Source organism: Nocardia sp. NPDC050713 (assembly GCF_040654315.1).
Classification (GTDB): Bacteria; Actinomycetota; Actinomycetes; order Mycobacteriales; family Mycobacteriaceae; genus Nocardia.
In genome coordinates this window covers 427,584-453,764 of record NZ_JBFAHS010000005.1, presented here as the reverse complement: position 1 = coordinate 453,764, position 26,181 = coordinate 427,584, and the positions used below count along the sequence as shown (strand labels likewise).

The 26,181-nt window shown below is 69.0% G+C and carries 27 protein-coding genes; 11 read left to right on the top strand and 16 right to left on the bottom strand.

All coding sequences use genetic code 11. From position 1 onward, the window contains the following. Positions 1-56: 56 nt before the first annotated feature. The 11 genes from mtrA to cofD form a co-directional block, all read right to left on the bottom strand. Positions 57-743, bottom strand: a complete 687-nt coding sequence (gene mtrA / locus AB0H49_RS13560; protein WP_355004330.1) for an MtrAB system response regulator MtrA — start codon at positions 741-743, stop codon at positions 57-59. A 70-nt stretch (positions 744-813) separates the two neighbouring features. Then, on the bottom strand, positions 814-1,461 hold the full coding sequence (locus tag AB0H49_RS13555; RefSeq protein WP_355004324.1) for a dTMP kinase: 648 nt from the start codon (positions 1,459-1,461) through the stop codon (positions 814-816). 290 nt (positions 1,462-1,751) lie between these two features. Continuing rightward, complete coding sequence (ahcY, locus tag AB0H49_RS13550) at positions 1,752-3,236, bottom strand: adenosylhomocysteinase (protein WP_357250898.1); 1,485 nt, start codon at positions 3,234-3,236, stop codon at positions 1,752-1,754. 105 nt (positions 3,237-3,341) lie between these two features. Then, complete coding sequence (locus AB0H49_RS13545) at positions 3,342-4,397, bottom strand: alkane 1-monooxygenase (RefSeq protein WP_357250895.1); 1,056 nt, start codon at positions 4,395-4,397, stop codon at positions 3,342-3,344. 340 nt (positions 4,398-4,737) lie between these two features. Beyond that, positions 4,738-5,385 (bottom strand): TetR family transcriptional regulator, encoded by a 648-nt coding sequence (locus AB0H49_RS13540; RefSeq protein ID WP_355001734.1) that lies wholly within the window; start codon positions 5,383-5,385, stop codon positions 4,738-4,740. Between the two features lie 40 nt (positions 5,386-5,425). After that, complete coding sequence (locus AB0H49_RS13535) at positions 5,426-5,608, bottom strand: rubredoxin (RefSeq protein WP_068061951.1); 183 nt, start codon at positions 5,606-5,608, stop codon at positions 5,426-5,428. Further along, positions 5,605-5,778, bottom strand: a complete 174-nt coding sequence (locus AB0H49_RS13530) for a rubredoxin (RefSeq protein WP_355001735.1) — start codon at positions 5,776-5,778, stop codon at positions 5,605-5,607. The genes AB0H49_RS13535 and AB0H49_RS13530 overlap by 4 nt, the downstream gene beginning before the upstream one ends. Beyond that, complete coding sequence (locus tag AB0H49_RS13525) at positions 5,775-7,010, bottom strand: alkane 1-monooxygenase (protein WP_355001736.1); 1,236 nt, start codon at positions 7,008-7,010, stop codon at positions 5,775-5,777. Before AB0H49_RS13525 ends, AB0H49_RS13530 begins: the two co-directional genes overlap by 4 nt. A 176-nt stretch (positions 7,011-7,186) precedes the next feature. Further along, positions 7,187-7,705, bottom strand: a complete 519-nt coding sequence (locus AB0H49_RS13520; protein WP_355001737.1) for an NUDIX domain-containing protein — start codon at positions 7,703-7,705, stop codon at positions 7,187-7,189. Further along, complete coding sequence (locus tag AB0H49_RS13515) at positions 7,702-9,045, bottom strand: coenzyme F420-0:L-glutamate ligase (protein WP_357250890.1); 1,344 nt, start codon at positions 9,043-9,045, stop codon at positions 7,702-7,704. Before AB0H49_RS13515 ends, AB0H49_RS13520 begins: the two co-directional genes overlap by 4 nt. Next, positions 9,042-10,181 (bottom strand): 2-phospho-L-lactate transferase, encoded by a 1,140-nt coding sequence (gene cofD / locus AB0H49_RS13510; RefSeq protein WP_357250887.1) that lies wholly within the window; start codon positions 10,179-10,181, stop codon positions 9,042-9,044. Before cofD ends, AB0H49_RS13515 begins: the two co-directional genes overlap by 4 nt. A 348-nt stretch (positions 10,182-10,529) precedes the next feature. Here cofD and AB0H49_RS13505 point away from each other — a divergent pair, with 348 nt between their 5' ends. The 7 genes from AB0H49_RS13505 to AB0H49_RS13475 all read left to right on the top strand — a co-directional run bounded on the left by AB0H49_RS13505 (position 10,530) and on the right by AB0H49_RS13475 (position 17,215). After that, positions 10,530-10,763, top strand: coding sequence for a WhiB family transcriptional regulator (locus tag AB0H49_RS13505; RefSeq protein WP_029901515.1), 234 nt, complete (start codon positions 10,530-10,532; stop codon positions 10,761-10,763). Positions 10,764-10,825: 62 nt separating this feature from the next. Further along, on the top strand, positions 10,826-11,311 hold the full coding sequence (locus AB0H49_RS13500) for a metallopeptidase family protein (protein WP_355001740.1): 486 nt from the start codon (positions 10,826-10,828) through the stop codon (positions 11,309-11,311). A gap of 157 nt (positions 11,312-11,468) precedes the next feature. Next, positions 11,469-11,855, top strand: a complete 387-nt coding sequence (locus AB0H49_RS13495) for a DUF3499 domain-containing protein (protein WP_185757013.1) — start codon at positions 11,469-11,471, stop codon at positions 11,853-11,855. A 230-nt stretch (positions 11,856-12,085) separates the two neighbouring features. Continuing rightward, positions 12,086-13,462, top strand: a complete 1,377-nt coding sequence (locus AB0H49_RS13490; protein ID WP_357250883.1) for a phosphomannomutase/phosphoglucomutase — start codon at positions 12,086-12,088, stop codon at positions 13,460-13,462. Positions 13,463-13,766: 304 nt separating this feature from the next. After that, entirely contained in the window at positions 13,767-14,990 is a 1,224-nt protein-coding gene (locus AB0H49_RS13485) for a tobH protein (RefSeq protein WP_357250880.1), read from the top strand. After that, complete coding sequence (gene manA / locus AB0H49_RS13480; RefSeq protein WP_357250877.1) at positions 14,990-16,210, top strand: mannose-6-phosphate isomerase, class I; 1,221 nt, start codon at positions 14,990-14,992, stop codon at positions 16,208-16,210. Before AB0H49_RS13485 ends, manA begins: the two co-directional genes overlap by 1 nt. Positions 16,211-16,294: 84 nt before the next feature. Beyond that, the gene (locus tag AB0H49_RS13475) at positions 16,295-17,215 is read left to right on the top strand and encodes a cation diffusion facilitator family transporter (protein WP_355001744.1); all 921 of its coding nucleotides are present in this window, start codon (positions 16,295-16,297) and stop codon (positions 17,213-17,215) included. Positions 17,216-17,421: 206 nt separating this feature from the next. On the opposite strand, the gene AB0H49_RS13470 is transcribed toward AB0H49_RS13475, so the two are convergent. Further along, the gene (locus AB0H49_RS13470; protein ID WP_357250873.1) at positions 17,422-18,891 is read right to left on the bottom strand and encodes an NAD(P)/FAD-dependent oxidoreductase; all 1,470 of its coding nucleotides are present in this window, start codon (positions 18,889-18,891) and stop codon (positions 17,422-17,424) included. 27 nt (positions 18,892-18,918) lie between these two features. Further along, positions 18,919-19,512: a TetR/AcrR family transcriptional regulator gene (locus AB0H49_RS13465; protein WP_355001746.1), complete on the bottom strand. Its 594-nt coding sequence runs from the start codon at positions 19,510-19,512 to the stop codon at positions 18,919-18,921. Between AB0H49_RS13465 and AB0H49_RS13460 the strand changes: the two genes are divergently transcribed. Both AB0H49_RS13460 and AB0H49_RS13455 read left to right on the top strand, forming a co-directional pair. Further along, positions 19,468-19,800, top strand: coding sequence for a DUF4267 domain-containing protein (locus tag AB0H49_RS13460; RefSeq protein ID WP_357250870.1), 333 nt, complete (start codon positions 19,468-19,470; stop codon positions 19,798-19,800). The genes AB0H49_RS13465 and AB0H49_RS13460 overlap by 45 nt on opposite strands. 88 nt (positions 19,801-19,888) lie before the next feature. After that, positions 19,889-20,107, top strand: coding sequence for a DUF4287 domain-containing protein (locus tag AB0H49_RS13455; protein ID WP_355001748.1), 219 nt, complete (start codon positions 19,889-19,891; stop codon positions 20,105-20,107). A 151-nt stretch (positions 20,108-20,258) separates the two neighbouring features. Here AB0H49_RS13455 and AB0H49_RS13450 read toward each other — a convergent pair whose 3' ends face one another. Next, entirely contained in the window at positions 20,259-21,623 is a 1,365-nt protein-coding gene (locus tag AB0H49_RS13450; protein ID WP_357250867.1) for a cation:dicarboxylase symporter family transporter, read from the bottom strand. A gap of 257 nt (positions 21,624-21,880) precedes the next feature. On the opposite strand from AB0H49_RS13450, the gene AB0H49_RS13445 reads away from it, so the two are divergent. After that, positions 21,881-23,374 (top strand): sensor histidine kinase, encoded by a 1,494-nt coding sequence (locus AB0H49_RS13445; protein WP_357251016.1) that lies wholly within the window; start codon positions 21,881-21,883, stop codon positions 23,372-23,374. Next, on the top strand, positions 23,371-24,069 hold the full coding sequence (locus AB0H49_RS13440; RefSeq protein ID WP_355001750.1) for a response regulator: 699 nt from the start codon (positions 23,371-23,373) through the stop codon (positions 24,067-24,069). Before AB0H49_RS13445 ends, AB0H49_RS13440 begins: the two co-directional genes overlap by 4 nt. A 30-nt stretch (positions 24,070-24,099) precedes the next feature. Here AB0H49_RS13440 and AB0H49_RS13435 read toward each other — a convergent pair whose 3' ends face one another. Continuing rightward, a complete protein-coding gene (locus AB0H49_RS13435) occupies positions 24,100-25,179 on the bottom strand; it encodes an NDP-sugar synthase (RefSeq protein ID WP_355001751.1) in 1,080 nt (359 codons plus the stop codon). Between the two features lie 30 nt (positions 25,180-25,209). Continuing rightward, positions 25,210-26,115, bottom strand: a complete 906-nt coding sequence (locus AB0H49_RS13430) for a glycosyltransferase family 2 protein (protein WP_357250863.1) — start codon at positions 26,113-26,115, stop codon at positions 25,210-25,212. Positions 26,116-26,181: the final 66 nt, after the last annotated feature.

The following is a 26,181-nucleotide window of genomic DNA, read 5'->3' as shown; positions in this document are numbered from 1 at the left end:
GGCGGACGCGGCCTCTTTCGAGCCCTGGGCGTCCGCCTGCTGGGCATCGCCATCGATCACGGCGGTCCGGCCTTGTAGCCGACGCCGCGGACGGTGAGCACGATCTCGGGATTCTCCGGATCCTTCTCGACCTTGGCGCGCAGCCGCTGCACGTGCACGTTGACCAGCCGGGTGTCGGCCGCGTGCCGGTAGCCCCAGACCTGCTCGAGCAGCACCTCGCGGGTGAACACCTGGCGCGGCTTGCGGGCGAGGGCAACCAGCAGGTCGAACTCGAGCGGAGTCAGCGAGATCTGCGCTCCGCCCCGGCTCACCTTGTGCGCGGGCACGTCGATCACGATGTCCGCGATCGACAGCAGCTCCGCGGGCTCTTCTTCGGTACGGCGCAGGCGGGCGCGCACCCTGGCGACGAGCTCCTTCGGTTTGAACGGCTTGACGATGTAATCGTCGGCGCCGGACTCCAGACCGAGCACGACGTCGACCGTGTCGGTCTTCGCCGTGAGCATGACGATCGGGACTCCAGAATCGGCCCGCAGCACACGGCACACGTCGATGCCGTTCATGCCGGGCAGCATCAGGTCCAGCAACACCAGATCGGGGCGGATCTCGCGAACCGCCGCCAGTGCCTGCGTACCGTCGCCGACCACGTGCGGGTCGAACCCTTCCCCGCGCAGGACGATCGTGAGCATCTCAGCGAGTGCCATATCGTCGTCGACGACCAGAATCTTCGGCTTCATAATTACTATGTTGTCATCTCCCAGGCCAGGATCGGGCTGCCACGCCAAACACTGGTACCAACCCGACGTCTATCCAACGTTATCCACCAACGAGTTCGGCGCAGCGGGTGAGCAGCGCCGGGCGATCGTCGCCGGATCGGTATGTCCACCAGGGGCCGAACCAGTCCCGATCCGCCAGCTCGCGGTACACGGCCGCGGTGCGCCGCTGCAGGCCACCGTCACGCTCGTAGGCGTCCAGCGCACGAGCGGCGTCCAGTTCGCCACGGCGACGCGCGCGTTCGGCGGCCACCTCGGTGGGCACCTCGAGCAGCACGGTGAGTTGCGGCACCGGAAGTTTCAGGCGGCCGAACTCCAGTTCGCCTATCCAGGCGACGATTTCGCCGTCGGCCTGCTGATCGGCCCGCGCCGCGGAGTAGGCGGCGTTGGAGGCCACGTAGCGATCCAGGATCACGATGTCGTTGGCGGCCACCATGTTCGACAATTCCGCAGCGGCGTCGGCGCGATCGAGAGCGAACAGCACGGCCATCGCGTTGATCGACCCTGCCAGGTCACCATGTGCGCCGCGCAGCGCCTCGGCGGCCACATCGGCGTGGATCGACCGGCCATACCGCGGGAAGGCGGCGCTCGCGACGCGCAGCCCCTTCCCGGACAGCTCGGCGAGCAGCCCATCGATCAGCGTCCGTTTCCCGGCGCCATCGAGGCCCTCGACCGCTATCAGTACGCCCATGGCCAGCAGACTACCCGGCCGGGCGACCCGAAAAATCGTGGCTCCCCAACGACGCGACCAGTGGTCGGACTTCTGCGCACGGCCGCCCCGCTGCCGCTCGAGCCGTACAGCGCACCCGCCGAGGTGTCCGATGGCGCGATCAGCTCCGGCAGTGCCGATGTCCTGCGGCTCCTGTCCACCGGATCGGGCGGTTTCTGCGAACCTCCGGTGTGCTTCCAAGGCCCCGATAGCACGAATGCCCGTCGATCCGTGGATCGACGGGCCTTCGTCGGCCGACTCTACTGCCCGGCTCAGTACCGGTAGTGGTCCGGCTTGTAGGGGCCCTCGACGTCGACGCCGATGTACTCGGCCTGGTCCTTGGTGAGCTTGGTCAGCGTGCCGCCGAGCGCCTCGACGTGAATGCGAGCGACCTTCTCGTCCAGGTGCTTGGGCAGGCGGTAGACCTCGTTGTCGTACTCCTCCGGCTTGGTCCACAGCTCGATCTGAGCGATCACCTGGTTGGAGAAGCTGTTCGACATCACGAACGACGGATGTCCGGTCGCGTTGCCCAGATTCAGCAGACGACCCTCCGAGAGCACCAGGATCGACTTGCCGGTCTCACCGAAGGTCCACTGATCGACCTGCGGCTTGATGTTCAACCTGGTTGCGCCGGAACGCTCCAGCGCCGCCATGTCGATCTCGTTGTCGAAGTGACCGATGTTGCCGAGGATGGCCTGGTCCTTCATCGCCTTCATGTGCTCGAGGGTGATGATGTCCTTGTTGCCGGTCGAGGTGATGACGATGTCGGCGTTGCCGATCGCCTGCTCGACGGTCACCACGTCGTAGCCGTCCATCAGCGCCTGCAGCGCGTTGATCGGATCGATCTCGGTGACCTGCACCCGGGCGCCCTGTCCCGCAAGCGATTCCGCGCAGCCCTTGCCGACATCGCCGTAGCCGCAGATCAACACCTTCTTACCACCGATGAGCACATCGGTGCCGCGGTTGATGCCGTCGATGAGCGAGTGGCGGGTGCCGTACTTGTTGTCGAACTTCGACTTGGTCACCGAGTCGTTGACGTTGATCGCCGGGAACACCAACTCGCCGGCGGCTGCGAACTGGTAGAGGCGAAGCACGCCGGTGGTGGTCTCCTCGGTGACGCCCTTGACGCTCTCGGCGATCGCGCTCCACTTGCCCTTGTCGGTCTCGAAGCGCTCGCGCAGCAGGTTCAAGAAGACCGTGTACTCCGCGGAGTGGTCCTCGTCGGCGGGCGGAACCACACCGGCCTTCTCGAACTGCGCGCCGCGCAGCACGAGCATGGTGGCGTCGCCGCCGTCGTCGAGGATCATGTTGGCGGGCTCGCCCGGCCAGGTCAGCATCTGCTCGGCCGCCCACCAGTACTCCTCCAGGGTCTCGCCCTTCCAGGCGAAGACCGGGGTGCCCTTGGGCTCCTCGACCGTGCCGTGCGGGCCGACGACGACCGCGGCGGCGGCGTGGTCCTGGGTGGAGAAGATGTTGCACGAGGCCCAGCGCACCTGCGCGCCGAGCGCGGTGAGGGTCTCGATCAGCACGGCGGTCTGCACCGTCATGTGCAGCGAGCCGGAGATGCGCGCGCCCTTCAGCGGCAGCACGTCGGCGTACTCGCGGCGCAGAGCCATCAGACCGGGCATCTCGTGCTCGGCCAGTCGGATCTCCTTGCGGCCGAACTCGGCCAGCGACAGGTCCGCCACCTTGTAGTCGACGCCATTGCGGACATCGGGGGTCATGGACGTGCGTGCGGGAAGTTCTGAGGTCGTCATCTGCCTCTCCATGGTCGGCTGTACCGATGCAAGGCTAGTCGCTGAACGCCTCGCGACGTACCGCGTGCCCGTCGGGGCACGCCTCGACGGGCACGGGCGCGGCGCTCAGGCGGTCGCGCGGTAGCTCGCGAGGATCCGGGTGCGCTTGCGCGGCTGGATGTTCGCGCGGGTGATGTCGCCGTCGTAGTGGGCGAGCACCCGGTGGTCCATGATCGAGCGCCACAGCGGCGGGATGGCCGCGAAGACGATCATGCTCGCGTAGCCCGCGGGCAGCTGCGGGGACTCCTGCGAGCTCCGCAGGGTTTGGTACCGACGTCCCGGATTGGCGTGGTGGTCGCTGTGCCGCTGCAGGTGGAACAGGAAGATGTTGGTGACGAGCCGGTCGCTGTTCCAGCTATCGCGCGGGGAGCAGCGGGCCCAGGCGCCGTTGGGCCTGCGTTCGCGCAGCAGGCCGTAGTGCTCGACGTAGTTGACCGTCTCCAGCAGGGCAGCGCCGATCACCGCCTGCAACAGCAGCCAGGGCAGCACCGCGATCCCGAAGACGGCGATCAGCGCGCCGAACAGCACCAGCGTCATCGCCCATGCCTGCAGCACGTTGTTGTGCACGGTCCACCAGGGCAGGCCCTTGCGCGCCAGGCGCTCCTTCTCCAGCGCGAGCGCGGACCGGAAACCGCCCGCGACGCTGCGCGGCAGGAACTCCCACAGCGACTCGCCGAGCCGGGCGCTCGCCGGGTCCTCCGGCGTCGCGACACGCACGTGGTGACCGCGGTTGTGTTCGACGAAGAAGTGCCCGTACCCGGACTGCGCGAGCGCGATCTTGGCCAGCCAGCGCTCCATGTGCTCCACGCGGTGGCCGAGTTCGTGCGCGGCGTTGATGCCGATGCCGCTGACGAAGCCCAGCGTGGCGGCCAGTCCGAGCTTGTCGAGCACGCTCAGTTCGTCGCCCGCCCACATGTAGGCGGCGACGATCAGCCCGATCAGCTGGATCGGCAGGAACAGGTAGGTGCACCACCGGTAGTAGCGATCGTTGGACAGCAGCTCGTAGTCCTCGTCGCGCGGATTGCTGCCGTCCTCGCCGACCAGCCAGTCCAGCAAGGGAATGACCATCAGCACGATGATCGGTCCGATCCACCAGAACACCGCGGCGCCAGTGTGCAGCACAAGCTGTGAGGGCAGCAACGCGGAAGCCGGTGCGATCAGGCCGAGAACCCACAGATGGCGTTTGGGATCTGGCGATCCCGCCGGTTTGCCAACCGTTTGCACGTTTGCCCCGCTAATTAAGAATCCTAACTCCGATGTATGAGAATACTTACAGGCTTGAAGTCCGTTACACCGGAGTTCGCGGACTAAACGTGTCGACCGTTACAAGCGTGGCGGTCGGTTTTTCAGGGAGTTCACATGTGACAGCAGTCACCGCACACCTCCCGCAAATCGGGGCTTCGCCCCTAAGGTTCCCCTAACCAGGGCAGTCGGCGGCCCCTATTTCTTGGGGGCCTTTCCCCTAATCGAGCGAATCCGAGGCACTCGGTCGACGCGCCGCACGGGCGGCCAGGATCGCCTCGACGTAGGGCCCGAGCAGTTCGGCGAGATCGGCGGGCGCGTTGCGGCCCGGCGCGGGCGGTGTCGGAATGTAGCTGAGCGCGATCCGGACCAGCGCGGCCGCCAGCACGACCGACTCCGCCTCCGTCGCGTCGACCCAGCTGTCCTGGAACACCTTGGACAGCCGCTCGGTGGCGTGTTCGACCAGTGGCGCGGCGTCCAGGGTGATCAGGCGCAGCAGGTCCAGCTTCACCTCGCCCGCGATCAGCGACTGGATCAGCGGATCGGCGGCGGCGTCGAGGAAGAAGCCGGACAGCGCTTCGCGGAAGGCGGCGCGGACGTCGCCCTCGTTGCCCGCGATGGCGCTGCGGACATGGTCGACCAGGTCGTCGGCCAAGCGCAGGGCGTATCCCTGCGCGAGGCCCGCGCGCGAACCGAACTCGTTGTACAGCGTCTGCCTGCTCACCCCGGCCCGTGCCGCGACGTCGCCGAGCGTGATCTTGGACCAGTCCCGCTCGGTCAGCAGTTCGCGCATGGCGTCGAGGACGGAGGTGCGCAGGAGTTCCCGCGCCGCCTCCTGGTACGGAACCCTCGGTCCATTGCGCGGCATACCCGCGAGGTTGTCACGGGCATCCGCCGCAGTCAAAATCTCACGACCGCTCGATCTCGACCATGAAGAAGTCGGCCTTGGCCGCGCCACAGTCCGGGCAGGTCCAGTTGTCCGGGATGTCGTCCCACCTGGTGCCGGGCGCGATGCCGTCTTCGGGCCAGCCCTTGGCCTCGTCGTATTCGAAGCCGCACTGGATGCACTGGTACAGCTTGTATTCGGTCACGAGGTCACTCCTACCGGTTCGAAATCGATCTTTTCCCGCACACCGCAGTCCGGGCAGCACCAGTCGTCGGGCACGTCGGCCCACCGGGTGCCAGCCGGAAACCCTTCGCGCGGAGCGCCTTTGGTCTCGTCGAAAATGTAATCACAAACAGGGCAACGGTATGCGGTCATGATTCCACCTCCGCGCCGTAGCGCGCGAGGATCCGATCCCGCTTGCCCGGGTGGATGTTGGCCAGGGTGATGTCGCCGCCGTAGTGCGCGAGCACCCGCTTGTCCATCACCTTGCGCCACAACGGCGGAAAGTAGGCGAGCAGGATCATGCTCGCGTAGCCGCTCGGCAGGTTGGGCGCACCGTCCCAGCTGCGCAAGGTCTGGTAGCGACGGGTCGGGTAGGCGTGGTGATCACTGTGCCGCTGCAGGTGGTACAGGAAGATGTTGGTGACGATGTGGTCGCTGTTCCAGCTGTGCACCGGGGCGGGACGCTCGTAGCGACCGGTGTCGGTGCGCTGACGAACCAGTCCGTAGTGCTCGAGGTAGTTGACCGCCTCCAGGAGACTGAAACCGATCACGGCCTGCAACACCAGGTAGGGCAGCACGCCGAGACCGAACACCGCGACCAGCGCCGCGTACAGCACGACCGACATCAGCCAGGCCGAGAGCACCTCGTTGCCTGGCGACCACGGCTTCTTGCCCAATCGCTCGAGCCGCACCTTCTCCAACCGCCACGAGGACTTCAGGCCGCCCCACACCGTCCGCGGCCAGAACGCCCAGAAGGTCTCGCCCACACGGGAACTCGCCGGGTCCTCGGGGGTGGCGACGCGGACGTGGTGGCCGCGGTTGTGCTCGATGTAGAAGTGGCCGTAGAACGATTGGGCCAGGGCGATGCGGGACAGCCACCGCTCCAGGTCGACCTTCTTGTGCCCGAGTTCGTGGGCGGTGTTGATCCCGATGCCGCCGATCGTGCCGACCGTGATGGCCAGACCGATCTTGTCCACGACGTGCAGGCCGCCGTCGATGCCGAGCCAGCCGAGGTCGTCGGCGCTGATCAGGTAGCAGGCCAGGATCAGCGAGGCGTATTGGAACGGCAGATAGAGATACGTGAGGTAGCGGTAGTACTTGTCGTTCTCGAGGTACGTCATCACCTCGTCGGGCGGGTTCTCGCCATCGGGGCCGAAGAAGATGTCGGCCAGCGGGATCACCAGGTAGACCAGGATCGGGCCGAGCCAGAACGGCACCTGCGCCAGGCGATGCCAGCCGATTTCGTTCAGTGCCCAGATCAGCGGAAGCCCGATCGTGAACAAGCCGGTCGGCGCGAACAGCCCCCAGAGCCAGAGATAGCGCTTGCGATCACGCCAGGCCGGGGCTTCGACCGGGCGCTGCGGCGCGTCGGCATCCGTCGACATCGATGTCTCCCATCAGTGCGGCGCACACCGAGGTGTGACGCACAATACTTCTGAGGTGGACATTAGAACGACAACTGTCACATGTCTATACAAAAGAACTGATTTGTAAAGTTGTTATGACATAACGAAAGGCGTCCGGTCGGAACCGTCGACCGACCGGACGCCCTGCACCTTCTTCAGTACAACAAGACCTCGGCATCCTCCGGCAGCGCGTCCACCGGCCACCACCGCAGATCCGTCGACTCCGCGCTGCGCACCGGCACCGCACCGGCGGGCGCGGTGATACGGAACAGCAGATCGAGGTGGCGGGTCGGCACACCGAGTGAACAGGTGATCGGATGCGCCTGCGCACCATAGAGGCCGGGCTCGATCCGCAGCCCCGGGATGCCGGACTCCTCGGTCGCCTCCCGCAGCGCGGCGTCGGCGACGGTGTCGTCGCCCTCCTCGCAGTGCCCGCCGAGCTGAATCCAGCGCCCCACCTTCGGATGCAGGGTCAGCAGCACCTCGCGGGCGTCGTGGGAGAACACCACGGCGGAGGCCGTGATGTGACCGGGTGCGTGCTCGCGCAGACAGCCGCGCGGCGCGGAACCGAGGAAGGCCAGCATGGCCTCCCGCAGCGACCGATCCTGGTCCACCACGGGACGCCAGGTCTCCAGCAGCGATGTCGCCGACGCGTGCAGCGACTCAGCGCTCACAGCTCGACCAACCCTTCCCCCGGCCCCGTGACCGGACGCGGCGTCAGCTCCGTCAACGGATGACCGATGGCGATAGCGCCCAACGGGTTCCAGTCCGCGGCGAGACCCAGCACGTCCCTGGTGATCTCGGGGGCGAAGATGGTCGAGCCGATCCAGCAGCTGCCGATCCCCTCGGTGGCCAGCGCGACGAGCAGACCCTGCACGGCCGCGCCCACCGCCACGGTGAACATGGTCCGCTCGGCGGCGCGGCGGCGTTCGTCGGGATAGTCGTGCGCGCCGTCCGGCACGCAGAACGGGATGATCACCTCGGGGGCGTCGAACAGGATCCGGCCGCGCGCCACCCGCCGCTCCACCCGCTCGGGGTCGCGTCCGTCGGCCGTGAGGTCGGCGCGCCACTTGTCGGCCATCGCCTCCAGCAACCGATTCCGCAGTTCCCGATCGCGCAGCCAGACGAATCGGACCGGCCGGGTGTGATGCGGCGCGGGCGCGGTCAGCGCGACGGCGACCGCCGCCCGGACGCGTTCCGGATCGACCGGGGTGTCGGCGAACTGGCGCACTGAACGTCGCAGCAGCACGGCCTCGCCGCGCCCGCGTTCGATGGCCTCGGCGGTGCCGAGCCAAAACAGGTCGTCGGTACCGCGGCGCAGCAGATCCGTCGCGCCCGAACCGTCGTCGACGAACGGCAGGCCGCGCACCACCGCGACCGGGACGCCGCCCAGTTTGCCCTTCACCAGATCCGCGGCGGCGGCCAGCTCGTCGGCGACGGCCACCTGGGTGACTTGCAGTTCGTTGCCCTGCCCGTCCACCGAGCCCGCGTAGTCGTGCAGCACCCGCAGCCCGGCCGCGCCGATCGCGGCGTCGATCTGCCCGTTGCGCCAGGCTCGTCCCATCGTGTCGGTGATCACGACGGCGACGGTCACGCCGAGCCGTTCGGCCAGCGCGGTCCGCAGCGCCTTGGCACTGCCGTCCGGATCGCTGGGCAGCAGCACCAATTCGCCCTGCTCGACATTGGAACCGTCCACGCCGGATGCCGCCTGGACGATGCCGAGCTTGTTCTCGGTGATCAGGGTGCGGCCCTTGCGCGCGAGCACCCGCACGGCCTCCTGGTCCACCAGCGCCCGGCGGGCGGCGTCGCGTTCCTCGGGATCCAGTGGCGCGGCGACGATTCGGCCCTCGGCCTTGGCCACGATCTTGCTGGTGACCACGAGGATGTCGCCGTCGGCCAGCCAGGGCGCCCGTGTGGCGATGTGCTCGGCGATGTCGTCGCCGGGACGGAACTCCGGCAGGCCGGTGACGGGCAGGATGCTCAGCTCGCCCGCGGCGTGGTCGATCGAGGTCACGGCTTCACCCCCGCGAGATCCAGTGCCTCGCGCACGATTTCGGCGGTCGTCGGCGGGTCGGTCATGAGCAGCGGCACGCTGCGCACCTCGACGCCAGGCACGTCGGCGGTATCGGTGCTGTGGATCAGCCAGCCGTCGAGAATGCCGGTGGCCGAGCGGGCGCCGTAGTAGCGACCGATCGCCTCGGCCGTCGTCTCGACGCCGATCACCGACAGGCACTCGTCGGCCATGCCGCGCAACGGTTTTCCGTCGATCACGCCGGAGACGCCGATCACCTTCGCCTCGGTGGTGCGCAGCGCGCCGCGGATGCCGGGCACCGCGAGGATGGCGCCGATACTCACCACCGGGTTGGACGGCGCCAGCAGCACCGCGTCGGCGGACGATATGATATCCGTCACATTTGGGGCCGGTTTTGCTTCATCCGCCCCGATTGTGGCGAATCCATGGGTGTCGATGTTCGCGCGGTATCGAACCCACCACTCTTGAAAATGGATCGCGCGGCGTTCGCCAGGGTTCTCGGGGTCGCTGACAACCACATGCGTTTCACACCGATCGTCGGTTGCCGGGATCAGTTTCACGCCGGGTTGCCACCGGTTGCAGAGCGCTTCGGTGACCGCCGAGAGTGGATACCCGGCACGCAACATTTCGGTGCGAATCAAGTGCGTCGCGATATCGCGATCGCCCAAGCCGAACCAGTCCGGCTGCGCGTGATATTTCGCCAGCTCCTCCTTGGCGTGCCAGGTCTCGCCGACGCGGCCCCACCCGCGTTCGGTATCGATCCCCCCGCCGAGGGTGTACATGCAGGTATCGAGGTCGGGGCAGATGCGGAGGCCGTGCATCCAGACGTCGTCACCGACGTTCACGATCGCGGAAACGTCGGCTTCCGGCAGCAGTTCCCGCACGCCCTGCAGGAAGCGCGCGCCGCCGACTCCGCCGACCAGTACGGCGATCTTGGGCCCCTTGGCGGGCGCGATGTCCGCTTGTTGTCCAGTCACATCCGCACAGCCTATGCGGTGTCGAAGCGAGCGGTGTTCGGGCCATATTTGCTGGTCATTTGCTATGCCATACACCAAGATCAGCACGGAAATCGGTCGCGGATAGTAACGGAATAGCGTCGGCGGCTTGACCATCGACACGTCCGGCGTGTCTAATCACAGTCATGTCATTCCGGGTTCGCGCGAGAGTGCAAGGCGCGGACGACTTTTCGAACAGATGTTCGAGCCGGGGTGACGCGCTCGGGGATGTCCGCGGGACAACGTCGCGGGGTAGGGCCGTCGGTGTGCGTGTTGGTCCGACGGAAAGAATCATTCTGCGCTAACACACAGTGAGGAGGCGGAGCGATGGCCAACGATATGGTCTCGCAACCCGATTCCACAGCAGGCGCAGCACGTGGCGTCTGCGCAGACATCGGCCGGAGCGAGCAAGACGGCGGTGACGCGGTGTCGACACCCCGGCTCAGCCTGGTCGTGACGGGCTTCGACGAGATGTTCGAAAGCATCGAAGAGCAATGGCAGGAGCGTGCCCTGTGCGCGCAGACCGATCCGGAGGCGTTCTTCCCCGAGAAGGGCGGCTCGACCCGCGAGGCGAAACGGATCTGCATGGGCTGCGAGGTACGCGACGAGTGCCTGGAATACGCACTCGCACACGATGAGCGCTTCGGTATCTGGGGTGGCCTCTCCGAGCGGGAGCGCCGGCGCCTCAAGCGCGGTATCGGCTGACACGTAGGTGTCGCACCGACCTCGATGCGCGGGGTCGGTGCGAGTTCACCTAGATTTTGGGTATGTCCCGTTCCCGCCATCGACGCCCGCCCACCGCCCGGTCGGTGATCCGACGCGGCCGCGGGGTGCGCGGGCCGATGCTGCCGCCGACGGTGCCCGCCTGGCGCACCCGAGGCCAGCAGTTCGACCGGCTCGTGCTGGAGGCGTTCGCCCCGCTCGACAGCCGCTGGCACGATCGGCTCACCAAACTCGACATCGCCGTCGACGATGTACCGAAAATCCGTCCGCTGCACCCTGATTCGGTCACCTGGCCGGACGAGGTGGTGGCCGACGGACCGGTCCCGCTGTCCCGGCTGATCCCCGCGGGCGTCGACCGGCACGGTCAGGCGACCCGCGCGCGGATCGTGCTGTTCCGCAAACCGCTCGAGCTGCGCGCGAGCGATCCGGACGATCTGGTCGATCTGCTGCGCGAGGTGCTCGTGCAGCAGATCGCCACCTACCTCGGCGTCGACCCCGACGTCATCGATCCGGAGGCGGAGGAAGAGTAGGTCCCGAATCGGGCGATTCGCGTCCGACCGGCGTGGCCGGACGAGGTTCGCTCGCGACCGCGCATGCCCGGAGCGAGGGCGGAAGTACGCGTGTGAGCCGCCACTCTTAGCGCGTGTCTGTCCACATCCGGAGGCCAGGGGGGTTACTCTCATCGGCGTGATCCCCATGCGTCGTTGCTGCCGACCCGGCTGCAAGAATCCGGCCGTCGCGACGCTCACGTATGTCTACTCGGACTCCACCGCGGTGGTCGGTCCGCTCGCGACGGTCGCCGAACCACATTCGTGGGACCTGTGCGAAACGCACGCTTCCCGGATCACCGCGCCGAAGGGCTGGGAGCTGGTCCGCCACGAGGGCGGCTTCTCCACCACCCCGGACGACGACGATCTCACCGCACTGGCCGAAGCCGTTCGCGAGGCCGGTCTGCGACGCCGTCCCCCGGAGCCCGATCAGCGCGGCTACCGCGACTACGCACCCGCGCCGCAGCGCACCACGCGTACCGGCAGACGCGGGCATCTGCGCGTGCTGCCCGATCCGCCGAACTGACCTCGCGCGCTCTCGTTCCGAGACACCCAGACGCCTCTCGTCGGAACGCTCCTCCCGGTCCGGTCGCCACAGCTCTGTCGCGCGCCCGGCGAAATCGGTTGCCCGCGGCGTGTTCTCGAGCGCGACGGGGGGCCGGGGCCACAGCCCCACACCAGCCCCGCGGGGTGAAATCGGGGCGGAGGGTAGGGAGCGGTCCCACGGTGTCGGCGGGGCACACTAGGGTAGTGCCCATGACAGTCGCCCGCTCTGCCGAATTCGTGAACGCGGTGATCAAGGCCTACGACGTTCGCGGTGTGGTCGGTGAACAGATCGACGCGCAATTCGTCAGGGACGTGGGAGCTTCCTTCGCTCGGCTGATGCGCGGCGAGGGCGCCGGCCGTGTGGTCATCGGACACGACATGCGCGAGTCCTCCCCCGCGCTGGCCGCCGCCTTCGCCGACGGTGTGCGCGCCCAGGGTCTCGACGTGGTGCACATCGGCCTGGCCTCCACCGACCAGCTGTACTTCGCCTCCGGCCGCCTCGGCTGCCCCGGCGCCATGTTCACCGCGAGCCACAACCCCGCCCAGTACAACGGCATCAAGCTGTGCCGCGCGAACGCGCTGCCGGTCGGCCAGGACACCGGCCTGGCCGCGATCAAGGACGAGCTCGTCGCGGGCGTGCCGGAATTCGACGGCCCGCACGGCAGCGCCACCGAAGTGGACCTGCTCGCCGACTACGCGCAATTCCTGCGCGGGCTGGTCGATCTGGAGAACATCCGCCCGCTCACCATCGCGGTGGACGCGGGCAACGGCATGGGCGGGCACACCGTGCCGGAGGTGCTCGGCACGCTCGCGCAGGTGACCATCGTGCCGCTCTACTTCGAGCTGGACGGTTCGTTCCCCAACCACGAGGCCAACCCGCTCGACCCGAAGAACCTGGTCGACCTGCAGCGGCTGGTCCGCGAATCCGGCGCCGACATCGGCCTGGCCTTCGACGGCGACGCCGACCGTTGCTTCGTGGTGGACGAGCACGGCGAGCCGGTCTCCCCCTCGGCCATCACCGCGCTGGTCGCCGAGCGCGAACTGGCCAAGGAGCCGGGCGCGACCATCATCCACAACCTGATCACCTCGCGCGCGGTGCCGGAGCTTGTGCACGAGCTGGGCGGGACCCCGGTGCGCACCAGGGTCGGCCACTCGTTCATCAAGCAGCAGATGGCCGCCACCGGCGCGGTGTTCGGCGGCGAGCACTCCGCGCACTACTACTTCCGCGATTTCTGGGGCGCCGACTCCGGCATGCTCGCGGCGCTGCACGTGCTCGCCGCGCTCGGCGAGAAGGACCGGCCGATCTCGGAGCTGATGTCGTCCTACGAGACCTACGCCGCCTCGGGCGAGATCAACTCGACGGTGGCCGACGCCAAGGAGCGGACGCTGGCCGTGGTCGAGGCATTCGAGGATCGCGCCAAGTCGGTGGACCGCCTCGACGGGGTGACGGTCCAGCTGGCCGACGACGCCTGGTTCAACCTGCGCGCCTCGAATACCGAGCCGTTGCTGCGGCTGAACGTCGAGGCCAGATCGCCGGAGGAAGTAGACGCACTCGTGACCGAGATTTTGGGAATCGTCCGCTCCTGACTGGGATAGTGGAATTACGACGGAGTGGAATCACAAGCTCAGGATTCGACCGCGGAAGCAGACGGCTCTGCCTGATGCGAGATTCTGGGCATCGTCCGGTCCTGACTGGGATAGTGGAGTTACGACGGAGTGGAATCACAAGCTCGGGATTCGACCGTGGAAGCAGAGGGTTCTGCTCAGCGCGAGATCCCGAGCGATGCCCGCTCCCGACTGGAATAGTGGAATCACTGACAGTGGATTCGCCCGACCTGGGCTCGGTGTGGACGATCCGGACGCAGCGCGATGAGGGGAGGTGGAACGCCCGATGATCGCTGGAACACCGGTGCTCGACCTCGACGATGCCGCTTCGCTCGAAGCGGCGGACAGCGGCGGCGCCCTGCGCTCGGCCGCCTCGGGTGGCGCCCAAGTGCGCGCCACCGCGGCGGCCATCGGCGAGCATGCGCTCGCCCGTCTCGCCGACCTTCGCCCACGCAGCGTGGTCCTGGTCTCCGGCTCCGGCCGCGCCGCACGCGCCGCCGGTTTGCTCGTCGCCGCGCTCGGTGACCGCGCGGGTCTGCCGGTGGTGTCGGTCGCCGCGCTGCCGCCGTGGGTGGGCCCGCTGGACGTGGTGCTCGTCGCCGGTGACGACGCGGGCGATCCGCGCCTGATCGACGCGGTGGACCGCGCGCTGCGCCGCGGCGCCGAGGTCGTCGTCGCCGCACCGCACGAGGGTCCGCTGCGCGCCGCCGCCGCGGGCCGGGCCGCGCTGCTGGAGCCGCGGGTCCCGGTGCTCGACCACAACCGATTGCTGCGCTTCCTCGCGGCCGGTATCGCGGTGCTGCGCATCGTCGATCCGACGCGCACCGGCGCGGCCGTGCCGGACCTGACCGCGCTGGCCGACGTGCTCGACGCCGAAGCGCTGCGCGACGGACCGCACAACGAGGTCTTCCACAACCCCGCCAAGACGCTGGCCGCGCGCATGCAGCAGCGCGGCATCGTGCTGGCGGGCGACTCCCCCGCCGCCGCGGAGCTCGCCGAGCACGGCGCCGAGGTGCTGCTGCAGGCCGCGGGCAAGGTGGCGACGGCGGCCGATCTCGCCGAGGCGGTCGCCGCGAATCCGCGCATGGTCGAGGCCGCGGGCGAGTCCGCACCCGACTTCGATCCACTGTTCCACGACGAGGAACTCGACGGCCCCGCGCCGGTGGAGCGAATCCGGGTGTTCGTGCTCAGCGCCGATCCCGATCAGGCCGCCGCACGGCGCCGGGTCGCGGTGTTCGGCGGCGCCGGATCCGGTCTGGTCGACGCCGATCTGGTGAGCGCCGACGTCGACCTGTTACAGAACAGCCTGACCGATCCGGCCGCCCCGACGCCGGTGCGCGGCGAGGAGCCCGGCGGGTCCGGGCGCGGCACGGAACTGGAGCAACTCGCGGTGCTCGCGCTGCGCTTGGAGATGGCCGCGGCCTACCTGCGGCTGATCGGCTCGCGCGGCGCGGCCGCGGACACGTCCCGCGGTTTCGGCGGCGAACAGTACGACGGGGGACGCTACTAGTGCACGAACTCGTTGGTGCACTGCGTTCCTACGCATGGGGTTCGCGCACCGCGCTCGCTCAGCTGTGCGGCCGTCCCGTCCCCTCCGCACACCCCGAGGCCGAACTCTGGTTCGGCGCCCATCCCGCCGATCCCGCGCACGTCAAGACGCCGGTCGGCACCACATCGCTGCTGGAGTTCGTCGCCGCGAACCCGCATCGCGAACTGGGCGCGGCCGCACCGGAATTCGGTGACAAGCTGCCGTTCCTGCTGAAGATCCTGGCGGCCGAGGAGCCGCTGTCGCTGCAGGCGCATCCGTCGGCGTCGCAGGCGCGCGCCGGATTCGAGCGGGAGAACCGCGCGCGGGTGCCGCTGGACTCGCCGATGCGCAACTATCGGGACGAGAACCACAAGCCGGAACTGGTGGTGGCGCTGGACCGCTTCGAGGCGCTGGCCGGGTTCCGCGAACCGCGCCGCACCGTCGAGCTGTTCCGTGCGCTGGAGGTCCCCCAGCTCGCCTCGTACACGGAGATGCTTGCCTCCCAACCCGATTCGGCGGGCTTGCGAACACTGTTCACCACCTGGATCACGCTGCCGCAGCCGGTGCTCGCCACGTTGCTGCCCGCGGTGCTGGACGGCTGCGTGCGGTATCTGTCCGGAAAGGGCAAGCGCGCCTTCACCCTCGAGGCACGCACCGCGCTCGAGCTCGCCGAGGCCTATCCCGGCGACGCGGGCGTGCTGGCCGCGCTCCTGCTGAACCGGGTCACGCTGGAGCCGGGGCAGGGACTGTTCCTGGACGCCGGAAACCTGCACGCCTACCTGCGCGGGCTCGGCGTGGAGATCATGGCCAACTCCGACAACGTGCTGCGCGGCGGGTTGACGCCCAAGCACGTCGACGTGCCGGAACTGTTGCGGGTGCTGGATTTCGAGCCGATCGATCTGCCGGTCGTGCTGCCGGAACCGGCGGGCGACGGCTCGGTGCGGTATCGCACCCCCGCGCCCGAATTCGCACTGCGCCGATTCGATCTCACCGCGGGTTCCGGACAGGTGCCGCTCACCTCGGCGGGGCCGGGCATCATGCTGTGCACGGCGGGCACGGTGCGGCTGCTCCAGGACGGCGCGGAGCTGCTCGTCGGGCGCGGCGGCGCGGCCTGGATCTCGGCCGCAGACAGCGATATTCGCGCCCAAACGGTGGACGGACCCGCCCAGCTGTTCTGCGCCTGCCTCGGCGCGGGCAGCTGAGCGACGGGCGCACGCACTCGGCCGAGGATCGGCGAACAAGCTAAGTTAGCCGTGATCGGCGAAACGAGAGAGGACCTTCAGGACATGTCTGCTGGCGGTGGCAAGAAGGCGATTCTGGCCGCGTTGACGGCGAACGCGGGGATCGCGGTGGCGAAGTTCATCGGCGCGGCGATCACCGGTTCGGCCTCGATGCTGGCCGAGGCGGTGCACTCGGTGGCCGACACTTCCAATCAGGGCTTGCTGCTGTTCGGCCAGCGCCGCGCCGAACAGGAGGCCGACGAGCTGCACCCGTTCGGTTACGGGCGCAACCGCTACTTCTACTCGTTCATCGTGGCTCTCGTGCTGTTCACGCTCGGCTCGATCTACGCCATCTACGAGGGCATCCACAAGATCCAGCATCCCGAGGATCTCAGCTCGCCGATCGTCGCGATCGTCATCCTGTTGATCGCCATCGGCTTGGAGACCTTCAGCTTCATCACCGCGATCCGCGAATCCCGTCCGCTCAAGGGCGGCGCCACCTGGTGGCGGTTCATTCGCAACTCGCGCAGCCCCGAGCTGCCCGTGGTGCTGTTGGAGGACATGGGCGCGCTGGTCGGTCTGATTCTCGCCTTCCTCGGCGTCGGCCTGACCATGGCTACCGGCAACGCGGTCTGGGACGGCATCGGCACCCTGTGCATCGGCGCGCTGCTCGGTGTCATCGCGATCATCCTGATCATCGAGATGCAGAGCTTGCTGATCGGCGAGGGCGCGACCCCCGAGGAGGACAGGGCGATCCGGGAGAGCCTGATCGACGGCGAGCGCATCGACCGCGTCATCCACCTCAAGACTCAGTACTTGGGCCCGGAGGAGATTCTGGTGGCGGCGAAGGTGGCGATCACGCCGGGTCTCGACATCGCGACCATCGCCGCGGCCATCGACGCCGCCGAGGCGCGGGTCCGCCGCGCTGTGCCCGCCGCGCGGGTCATCTACGTCGAGCCCGATCTCTACCGCACGGCGCCCGTCTAGCGATCATCTCCGCGTGAGCACCGTTGTCCGAGGACAGCGGTGCTCGCGCGTTTTTCGGCGCGTGTGTTGGCGGGTGGTCGCGCCGCCCAGACACGGGTCTGCGCTGCGATGCCGACGGTGAATCGCGTTCGTCTGGAGCCGATCTGTTTCGGCCGGTGGCGGCGGCGGAAGGCCGCCCCGACGAGGAGGAACCCGTCCAGGCGATGTCAGCGGTGCTGTGGCTGACGGTCGCGCAGGAGTTCGAGCGGGTCGGTGTGGATGTCGAATTCGTGCCGGAGCACGTGGCGGGCGGCGTGCATGCCGTTCATGCCGTGCACGCCGGGACCCGGCGGTGTCGCCGCGGAGCACAGGTAGACCCCGGGCAGCGGTGTGGCGTACGGGTTCCAGCGCGGGGCGGGGCGGAAGGCCGTCTGGCGCAACGTCATCGCGCCCGCGGAGATGTCGCCGCCGACGTAGTTGGCGTTGTGCGCGGGTTGTTCGGCGGCGGTGATCACATTCGTGGCGAGGATCAGGTCGCGGAAGCCCGGCGCGAAACGCTCCACCTGGGCGATGACCGCGTCGCTGATGTCGCGATCGGAACCGTTCGGCACGTGGGCGTAGGTGTAGAAGGTGTGCGCGTCGCCGGGCGCGCGACCGGGATCGACGACGCCCGGCTGGATGGCGAGCACGTACGGGCGCTCGGCGTGGCGGCCCGCGGCGACCGCGCCCTCGGCCGCCATCGCCTCGGCGCGGCTGCCGATCAGGTGCAGGGTGCCCGCCTGGGCGCAACCCTCGGCCTGCCACGGCACCGGGCCGGAGAGCGCGAAATCGACCTTGCACGCGGCGCCGCCGTACCTGAACCGGCGCAGCCGCTTGGCGTATCGGGTGGGCAGCCGGTCGGCGGCCAGGCGGAGCAGCCCCGCGGGCGCGAGATCGAGCAGCACGGCGCGCGCACCGGCGAACTCGTCCAGCGAATCCACCCGGTGGCCGGTGTGCACCCGGCCACCGAGGTCCTCGAGTTCGGCGATGAGCGCGTCGGGAATGGCCTGGCTGCCGCCGCGCGGGATGACCCAGCCGCCCGCGTGGCCGAGCGTGGCGAGCAGCAGGCCCGCGCCGACCGCGGGGACGGCGCGCGGTGAGGTGATCGCGTGGGTCGCCACACCGGTCAGCAGCGCGGGTGCGATGTCCTCGTGGAAGCGCGCGTTCCACAGGGGCGAGCCCTGTTCGACCAGCCGCAGGCCGAAACGCACCGCGGTCGGCAAGTCGTCGGGTAGCGCGCGCATATCGGACATGGCCACGTCGACGACGCCCTGCCACTTGCGAACGAGCGGCGCGAACAGCCGCCGCCACGCGTCACCGTCGCGGCCGAGATCGGCGACGGTCCGCTCCAGATCCAGCCAGGCGAGTCCGGCCCGGCCGCCGTCCATCGGGTGCGCGTAGGACACCTCGGGAGTGAGCAGCTCGACGCCGCGCGCGCCGAGATCGAACGCGCGAAAGAAGGGCGACGCCAAGGCCATCGGGTGCGCGCCCGCGCACACGTCGTGGTGGAAGCCCGGCAGTGTCAGCTCCGCGGTTCGCGAGCCGCCACCCGGCTTGGCCTCGGCCTCGAACACCTCGACCGACAGTCCCGCCGAGGCGAGAACCACCGCCGCGGCGAGTCCGTTGGGTCCGGAGCCGACCACCACAACATCAGCCATGAACCCACGCTACCTGCGCGCGAGAACTCAGCGACGCGCCTCGGCCCCGACCCCGGCCAGCCACTCGTCGACCAGGATCCGCAGCCGCGCCTCCCAGAGTTCCGGCACCAGCCGACCGCCGCGCGCGAGGGTGGCCATGCCGTGGATCGAGCTCCAGGCCACCTCGGTGCGCGCGCCGAGATCGGGTTCCTCGACGTACGGGCGGAACAGACGCTCCAGCTCGGCCCAGCCCTCGCGCAGCGCCTGCGGCGCGTCCGGCCCGAAGGTCAGGTCGGTCTTCATCAGGAACATCGCGTCGTAGAGCGCCGGGTTGGCGGCCGCGAAGTCGAGGTAGGCCCGCGCCACCGACTCCAGCGCAGCGGCCGGAGTCTCGGCGGTGGCATGCGCCGCGCGCAGTGCCTCGGTGAGTTCGGCGAAGCCCTGCTCGGCGACGGCCGTCACGATGGCGGTCTTGCCCGCGAAGTGGCTGTAGAGCACCGGCTGGCTGTATTCGATGCGGTCGGCGAGCCTGCGCACCGTCACCGATTCCCAGCCCTGGGACTCGGCCAGTTCGCGGGCGGTCTCGATGATTCGCCGATGGCGTTCGGCCAGTTCGCGTTCCTTACGAGTCTGGGTGCTCATGGCCGAATTCTAGCACCGCTAGACAATCTATCCAGGCTCCGCGATACCGCCTCCGGGCTGGTCATCCTGGCACTGCTCGTCGCGAAGCAGCGGTACGCGCTCGGCATCGCCACGCTGGTGATCGCGCTGATCCCGTTCGGCGACATGCTCACGGTCCTGCGCTGGGACGGTTCGGCGGGCGCCGCCTTCGGCATCCATGGACTCACCGCGCTGCTGGTCGCGGTCACCGGTGCGCTGCTGATCAGGGAGCGGTCGGCGGCCAAGGGCGCGACCGCCCCCGCGGTGTGATCCAGGGCACAAACTCCAGCCCGCCGATGAGTCCCGCGACGAGGTCCCGTCCTTAACTGTGAACGCACTTCGAGCACAGGAGACGACCATGGCGACCAAGCCGCACGGCCCCGCGTCCTACTTCCCCAACATCGAGGCCAAGTACGGCCGCGGCATCGACGAGTGGTTCACCGTGCTGCGCGATTCGGGTCTTGCCGGGCACAAGGCGCTGGTCGAGTTGCTGAAGACCGAGCACGGCATCGGCCACGGCCACGCCACCGCGCTCGTCCAGTACCACCTGAATCCGGAGAAGTGGGCGGTCGCCTGACCGCCGGAAATACCTGAGCACCAACGCAAACGAACGAAGGGCCCGCGGGATAACGCGGGCCCTTCGTCGATCGCCAGGGCGGCACCGTGCGGAGGGGGTGGATGGAGCGATGCCGCCCGCGGCCCCGGCGTTGGCCGGGACGTCTCAGGGGTCAGGCCGAGACCAGGCTCTTCTCGGCGGGTTCGGCGGGTTCGGCGGACTCCGGCGCGCCGTGCTCGTCGACCATGGTGCGTTCGTCGAACGGCAGCTTGCGGTCGAGCACCAGCCGGACTTGGTCCACGTCGATGGTCTTGGTCCAGGTGCCGATCAGCACGGTCGCGACGGCGTTGCCGGAGAAGTTCGTCAGCGCGCGGGCCTCCGACATGAAGCGGTCGATGCCGACGATCAGGCCGACGCCGTCGAGCAGTTCGGGCCGGTGGCTCTGCAACCCGCCCGCGAGGGTGGCCAGACCCGCGCCGGTGACGCCCGCGGCGCCCTTCGACGCGACGATCATGAACAGCAGCAGTCCGAGCTGTTCGGGCAGGCTGAGCGGCTTGCCCATCGCGTCGGCGATGAAGATCGAGGCCATGGTCAGGTAGATCGCGGTGCCGTCCAGGTTGAACGAGTAGCCGGTGGGCACGACCACGCCGACGGTGGTCCGCTCGACGCCGAGGTGCTCCATCTTCGCGATCAGCCGCGGCAGTGCCGATTCCGAGGACGAGGTGCCGACGATGAGCAGGTACTCGCGAGCCAGGTATCGGACCAGCTTCAGGATCGACACGCCCGACACCACCCGCACCAGCACGCCGAGCACGCCGAACACGAACACCAGGCAGGTCAGGTAGAACGCGATCATCAGGGTGGCCAGCTGCACCACGGCGTCCAGGCCGGTCTTGCCGACGACGTTCGCGATCGCGCCGAACGCGCCGATCGGCGCCAGCCACAAGATCATCGACAGGATGCGGAAGACCAGCTTCTGCGCCAGCGTCACCGCGCGCAGGATCGGCTCGCCCGCGCTGCCCATGGCCTGCACCGCGAAGCCGACGAGCAGCGCGACGAACAGCGCCTGCAGCACGCTGCCCGCGGTGAGCGAGGAGACCAGCGTGGTCGGGATGATGCCGTTGATGAAATCCCAGGTGCCGCCCGCGCTGTGCGCCTGATCGGCGTACTTGGCGCCCGCGCCCGCGGTCTTTGCGATGTTCATGCCGCTGCCCGGTTCCAGCAGGTTGCCGACCACGAGGCCGATGCCGAGCGCGATCGTCGACATGACGAGGAAGTAGCCGAGCGCGAGCCCGCCGACCTTGCCGACGGTGGCCGCGGTGCGCACCGAGCCGATGCCGAGCACGATGGTGCAGAAGATGACCGGGGCGATCATCATCTTGATCAGGTCGACGAACATGGTGCCGAGCGGCGCGAGCGAGACGCCCACGTCGGGCGCGAGCCAGCCGACGAGGATGCCCGCGCCGACCGCGGCGATGACCGCCAGATACAGCCAGTGGGTACGGTCGCGCCGAACAGCGCGAGGTCTATCGCTCATGGCGAATCATGTCCTCCGAGTGGTACCGGAATGCGAGCCGTCCCGGCCGCCTGTGCAAAATGATGACGACCCGCGTGACGCGGGTCACTGTTTGGTGCATAACGTTCAGTGGAGGTCAGCTCGTGCGACGTCGTCGCTTCACAGACGCCGCCGGGTCCGGGTCGCGCGCGCGTCCTCGCCGGGACGAGCGGCCGCGCCGCCTCCGGCTCTCCCTGGCGGGTCAGGCCTTCGTCCTGCAACTCGTGGTGCTCGCGCTGATGATCGCCGGCGCTGCGGTGCTCGCGGTGTTCGACGCCAGGCACACCAGCGACGTGACCACCGAGCACGAAGTCACCGACGTGGCCGTGAGCCTGGCGCAGGCGCCGTCCACCCGCGCGGCGGTGCTCTCGGCCGATCCCAGCGCGCAGCTACAACCGGTGACCGAGCGGATCCGGTTGCAGACCCGGATGGATTTCATCGTGGTGATGGCGCCGGACCGGACGCGGTTCACCCACACCAATCCCGAACGCATCGGCCAGCCGTTCAGCGGCAACATCGACAGGGCGCTGGCCGGGGAGACGTTCACCGAGACGTTCACCGGAACGCTCGGGCCGTCCATCCGCGCGGTGACTCCGGTGTACGACGGCGACCGCATCGTGGCGCTGGTGTCCGCGGGCGTCACCCGGGCGCGCATCGGCGATCAGGTCGCCGCGCAGCTGCCGAAGATCCTCGGCGTGGCGGGCGCGGGTCTGGTCGTGGCCGCGCTCGGCTCGTTCCTGCTGAGCCGCCGGTTGCGCCGCCAGACGCACGGCCTCGCGCCGGACGAGTTGCGCGTGATGTACGAACACCACGACGCGGTGCTGCATTCGATCCACGAGGGCCTGGTGGCCTTCGGCGCGGGCGCGCGGGCCGAGGTCGTCAACGACGAGGCGCGGCGGCTGCTCGATCTGCCGGAGGGCGACGTGCACCGCGAGGATCTGCCGATCTCGTTGCAGCGCATGAGCTGGGGCGTGGTCCGCGACGAGATGCACGTGACCAACGACCGGATTCTGCTGGTCAACCAGGACGTGGTCACCTCACAGGGCCGCACCCTCGGCACCGTGATGACCATCCGCGACCACACCGAATTGCGCGGCGTCCTAGGCGAACTCGACTCGGTACGCGGTTTCGCCGAATCGCTGCGCGCCCAAGCGCACGAGTCGGCCAACCGGTTGCATACGGTGGTCACCATGGTCGAGCTCGGCAAGCACCGCGAAGCGGTCGAATTCGCGACCGCCGAACTCCAGCTCTCCCAGTCGCTCATCGACCGGATGATGGGTGCGGTCGGCGATCCGGCACTGGCCGCTCTGCTGCTCGGCAAGGTGAACCAGGCCGCCGAACGCGGTGTGGAGCTGACGATCTCGGAGGACACCGCCCTCGACGCCATCGCGCCGCTCTCGGCGCGCGAGGCGGTCACGCTGGTCGGCAACCTGATCGACAACGCCATCGACGCCGCCGCGGGCAGCGCGGGCGCGTGGGTGGAAACCACGCTGCGCCAAGCCGATTCGGACCTGTTTCTGCGCGTCACCGACAGCGGGCCCGGTATGTCGGCACAGATCTTCGCGCGCGCGGCCGAGCGCGGCTACACCACCAAAGACGATCATCACGGGCTCGGCCTCGCGCTGGTGCACCGCGTGATCGCCAGGCACGGCGGGGCGATCGACGCCCGCCGCGAGCCGGAAAGCGCGGTGACCGTGACGATTCCGCGCGGCGCTGGAAAGGACGCATCGTGATCCGAGTGTTGATAGTCGAGGACGAGCCGCTGATCGCCGAGGCGCACCGCGCCTACGTCGAGCGCATTCCCGGCTTCACACCGGTCGGCATCGCGCAGACCGGACGCGAGGCGATGCGGGCGACCGCCGCGGCAGCGGCCGAGGGCACACCGGTCGACCTGGTGCTGATGGACATCGGCCTGCCCGACACCAGCGGTTTGGACGTCGCGGCGGCGCTCAGCGGGATGGCGCCCAGTCCCGACGTCATCGCCATCACCTCGGCGCGCGACCTGGCGATGGTGCGCACGGCCGTCGCCAACGGCGTGGTGCTCTACCTGTTGAAGCCGTTCACCTTCGCCGCCTTCCACGACAAGCTGGAGCGCTACCGGGAGTTCCGCACCGCACTGCCCGCGGGCGAGTCCGCGCTGACCCAGCTCGACATCGACCGCGCGCTCAGCGCGCTGCGCACTCCGGACCAGCGCGCCAACACCCCGAAAGGCGTCGCGCCGCAGACACTCGAGGAGATCTCGCGGATCGTGCGCACCGCCGAGGACGGCATCACCGCCGCCGACACCGCGACCGGCATCGGCGTCTCCCGGATCACCGCATGGCGCTACCTCGAGAAGCTGGCCGACGACGGCCTGGTCGTCCGCCGCTCCGATTACGGCCGCGCGGGCCGCCCCAAAACCCGCTACGTCTGGAAACGCACCGACTGATCGCGAACTCTCTGGCGTCCGGTGCGGATCTCAGACGTCGGTGGAGAAGCGGATGCCGCCGTCCGGGATCTCGACGCCGGGCCAGACGCGCGCGCCGCGCAGCAGCTCGCAGCGGGCGCCGACGTTCGCGCCGTCACCGATGACGCCGTCGCGGACCAGCGCGCGCGGGCCGATGCGGGCGCCGAAGCCGATGATGGAGCGTTCCACGGTGGCGCCCGCCTCGACGACGGCGCCGTCGAAGATCACCGCGCCGTCGAGGCGCGCGCCCGCGCCGATCTCCGCGCCGCGACCGACCACGGTGCCGCCGATGAGCAGCGCGCCGGGGGCGACGCCCGCGCCGGGGTGGACCAGGGATTCGCCGCGCTGACCCGGCAGCGCGGGCGAGGGGGCGATGCCGCGGACCAAGTCGGCCGAGCCGCGCACGAAGTCCTCGGGAGTGCCCATGTCACGCCAGTACGACGAGTCGACATGGCCCTGCACCCGCGCGCCCTCGGCGAGCAGCGCGGGGAAGACCTCGCGCTCCACCGACACCGGACGCCCGGACGGGATCTTCTCGATGTACTCGCGGCGGAAGACGTAGCAACCGGCGTTGATCTGGTCGGTCGGCGGATCCTGGGTCTTCTCCAGGAACGCGGTGACCCGGCCGTTCTCGTCGGTGGGCACGCAGCCGAACGCGCGCGGATCGGAGACGCGCACCAGGTGCAGCGTCACATCGGCGTTGGTGGACTCGTGGGTGTCCAGGATCGCGCCGAGGTCGGTGCCGCCGAGCACGTCACCGTTGAAGACCATCACGTTGTCGGCGCGCAGCTTGGGCAGCACGTTGCGGATGCCGCCGCCGGTGCCGAGCGGTTCGGTCTCGGTGACGTACTCCAGCTCGAGACCGAGCTCGGCGCCGTCGCCGAAGTGCTCCTCGAACACCTCCGCCTTGAAGGACGTGCCCAGCACGACGTGGGTGATCCCGGCCTCGGCGATGCGGGCGAGCAGGTGGGTGAGGAACGGCAGGCCCGCCGTCGGCAGCATCGGCTTGGGCGCCGAGAGGGTCAGCGGACGCAACCTCGTGCCCTGGCCGCCGACCAGAATCACGGCGTCGGTGCCTGGATGTCCTGCCATCAATATTCCCCTAGTTCGTCGGCCGCGCTGCTACGCCTGTCGGCCCTGTTCCCGAGCCAACTCACGCAGCGCAGATCGAACCGCAATCCGGGAGCGAATCGCAAGTCCGGCGCGCAACGCGAGCCGCAGCGGCGCCTGCCACCAGTGCGGATGCCGGTCGGCCTGGAACCGGTACGCGCTGGCGTGGTGCGCGGGCAGCATCACCTCGGGATGGCGTCCCGCAGCGTGGCCCTTGGCGTGGGTGACCTCGGCGGTCGGCACGAACACGTTGTGCCAGCCCGCCTTGCCCATGCGGTCGCCGAAGTCGACGTCCTCCATGTACATGAAGTAGCGCGAGTCGAAGCCCTCGATCGAGTCGAAGGCGGCGCGGCGCACCAACAGGCACGAGCCGGACAGCCAGCCGACGGTGCGCTCGGAAATCTCCTCGTTCTCCTGCCGGTAGCGGCGGGTCCACGGGTTGCCGGGCCACACGGTGCCCAGGATGGCGTGACCCGCGCCGTCCAGCAGACCGGGCACCGAGCGCGCCGACGGGTACACGCTGCCGTCCGGCTCCAGCACCATCGGGCCGAGCGCGCCCGCCCGCGGCCAGCGCTTGGCGGCTTCGAGCAGCTTGTCGATGGAATCGGCGCCCCAGCGGATATCGGGGTTGGCGATGACGACGAACTCGATACTCGGGTCGATCTCGGCCACGGCGCGGTTGATCGCGCCGCCGTATCCGATGTTGCCGCCGGTGCGCAATAGCCGCACGTGTGAGTTGGCCTCGGCCACCAGCTCGGGCACGCCGTCGACCGACCCGTTGTCGGCCAGGATCACCTGCGGTTTCTCGCTGGTGGCGTGGGCGAGGGTGGTGATGAAGTGCTCGAGGTGCTCGCCGGGCGAATAAGTCACCGTGACGACGGCAAGGCCACCGGGGCCCAAGGAATCGGAAGCGCTCACATTGGGCGAGCCTAGTCGGAACGACGCGACCGCGCGTGCCCTGGTGCAGGACCGATGGCAGACCGA

Coding starts and splice junctions, on each gene's coding strand:
- AB0H49_RS13490 (WP_357250883.1), top strand. CDS start 12,086: ATGACAGTCGCCCGCTCTGCCGAATTCGTGAACGCGGTGATCAAGGCC.
- AB0H49_RS13465 (WP_355001746.1), bottom strand. CDS start 19,512: ATGAGCACCCAGACTCGTAAGGAACGCGAACTGGCCGAACGCCATCGG.
- AB0H49_RS13530 (WP_355001735.1), bottom strand. CDS start 5,778: ATGACCGCATACCGTTGCCCTGTTTGTGATTACATTTTCGACGAGACC.
- AB0H49_RS13505 (WP_029901515.1), top strand. CDS start 10,530: ATGTTCGAAAGCATCGAAGAGCAATGGCAGGAGCGTGCCCTGTGCGCG.
- AB0H49_RS13460 (WP_357250870.1), top strand. CDS start 19,468: ATGGCGTTCGGCCAGTTCGCGTTCCTTACGAGTCTGGGTGCTCATGGC.
- AB0H49_RS13555 (WP_355004324.1), bottom strand. CDS start 1,461: ATGGGCGTACTGATAGCGGTCGAGGGCCTCGATGGCGCCGGGAAACGG.
- AB0H49_RS13475 (WP_355001744.1), top strand. CDS start 16,295: ATGTCTGCTGGCGGTGGCAAGAAGGCGATTCTGGCCGCGTTGACGGCG.
- AB0H49_RS13525 (WP_355001736.1), bottom strand. CDS start 7,010: ATGTCGACGGATGCCGACGCGCCGCAGCGCCCGGTCGAAGCCCCGGCC.
- AB0H49_RS13435 (WP_355001751.1), bottom strand. CDS start 25,179: ATGGCAGGACATCCAGGCACCGACGCCGTGATTCTGGTCGGCGGCCAG.
- ahcY (WP_357250898.1), bottom strand. CDS start 3,236: ATGACGACCTCAGAACTTCCCGCACGCACGTCCATGACCCCCGATGTC.
- AB0H49_RS13455 (WP_355001748.1), top strand. CDS start 19,889: ATGGCGACCAAGCCGCACGGCCCCGCGTCCTACTTCCCCAACATCGAG.
- AB0H49_RS13470 (WP_357250873.1), bottom strand. CDS start 18,891: ATGGCTGATGTTGTGGTGGTCGGCTCCGGACCCAACGGACTCGCCGCG.
- AB0H49_RS13500 (WP_355001740.1), top strand. CDS start 10,826: ATGTCCCGTTCCCGCCATCGACGCCCGCCCACCGCCCGGTCGGTGATC.
- AB0H49_RS13485 (WP_357250880.1), top strand. CDS start 13,767: ATGATCGCTGGAACACCGGTGCTCGACCTCGACGATGCCGCTTCGCTC.
- AB0H49_RS13540 (WP_355001734.1), bottom strand. CDS start 5,385: ATGCCGCGCAATGGACCGAGGGTTCCGTACCAGGAGGCGGCGCGGGAA.
- AB0H49_RS13450 (WP_357250867.1), bottom strand. CDS start 21,623: ATGAGCGATAGACCTCGCGCTGTTCGGCGCGACCGTACCCACTGGCTG.
- AB0H49_RS13445 (WP_357251016.1), top strand. CDS start 21,881: ATGATCGCCGGCGCTGCGGTGCTCGCGGTGTTCGACGCCAGGCACACC.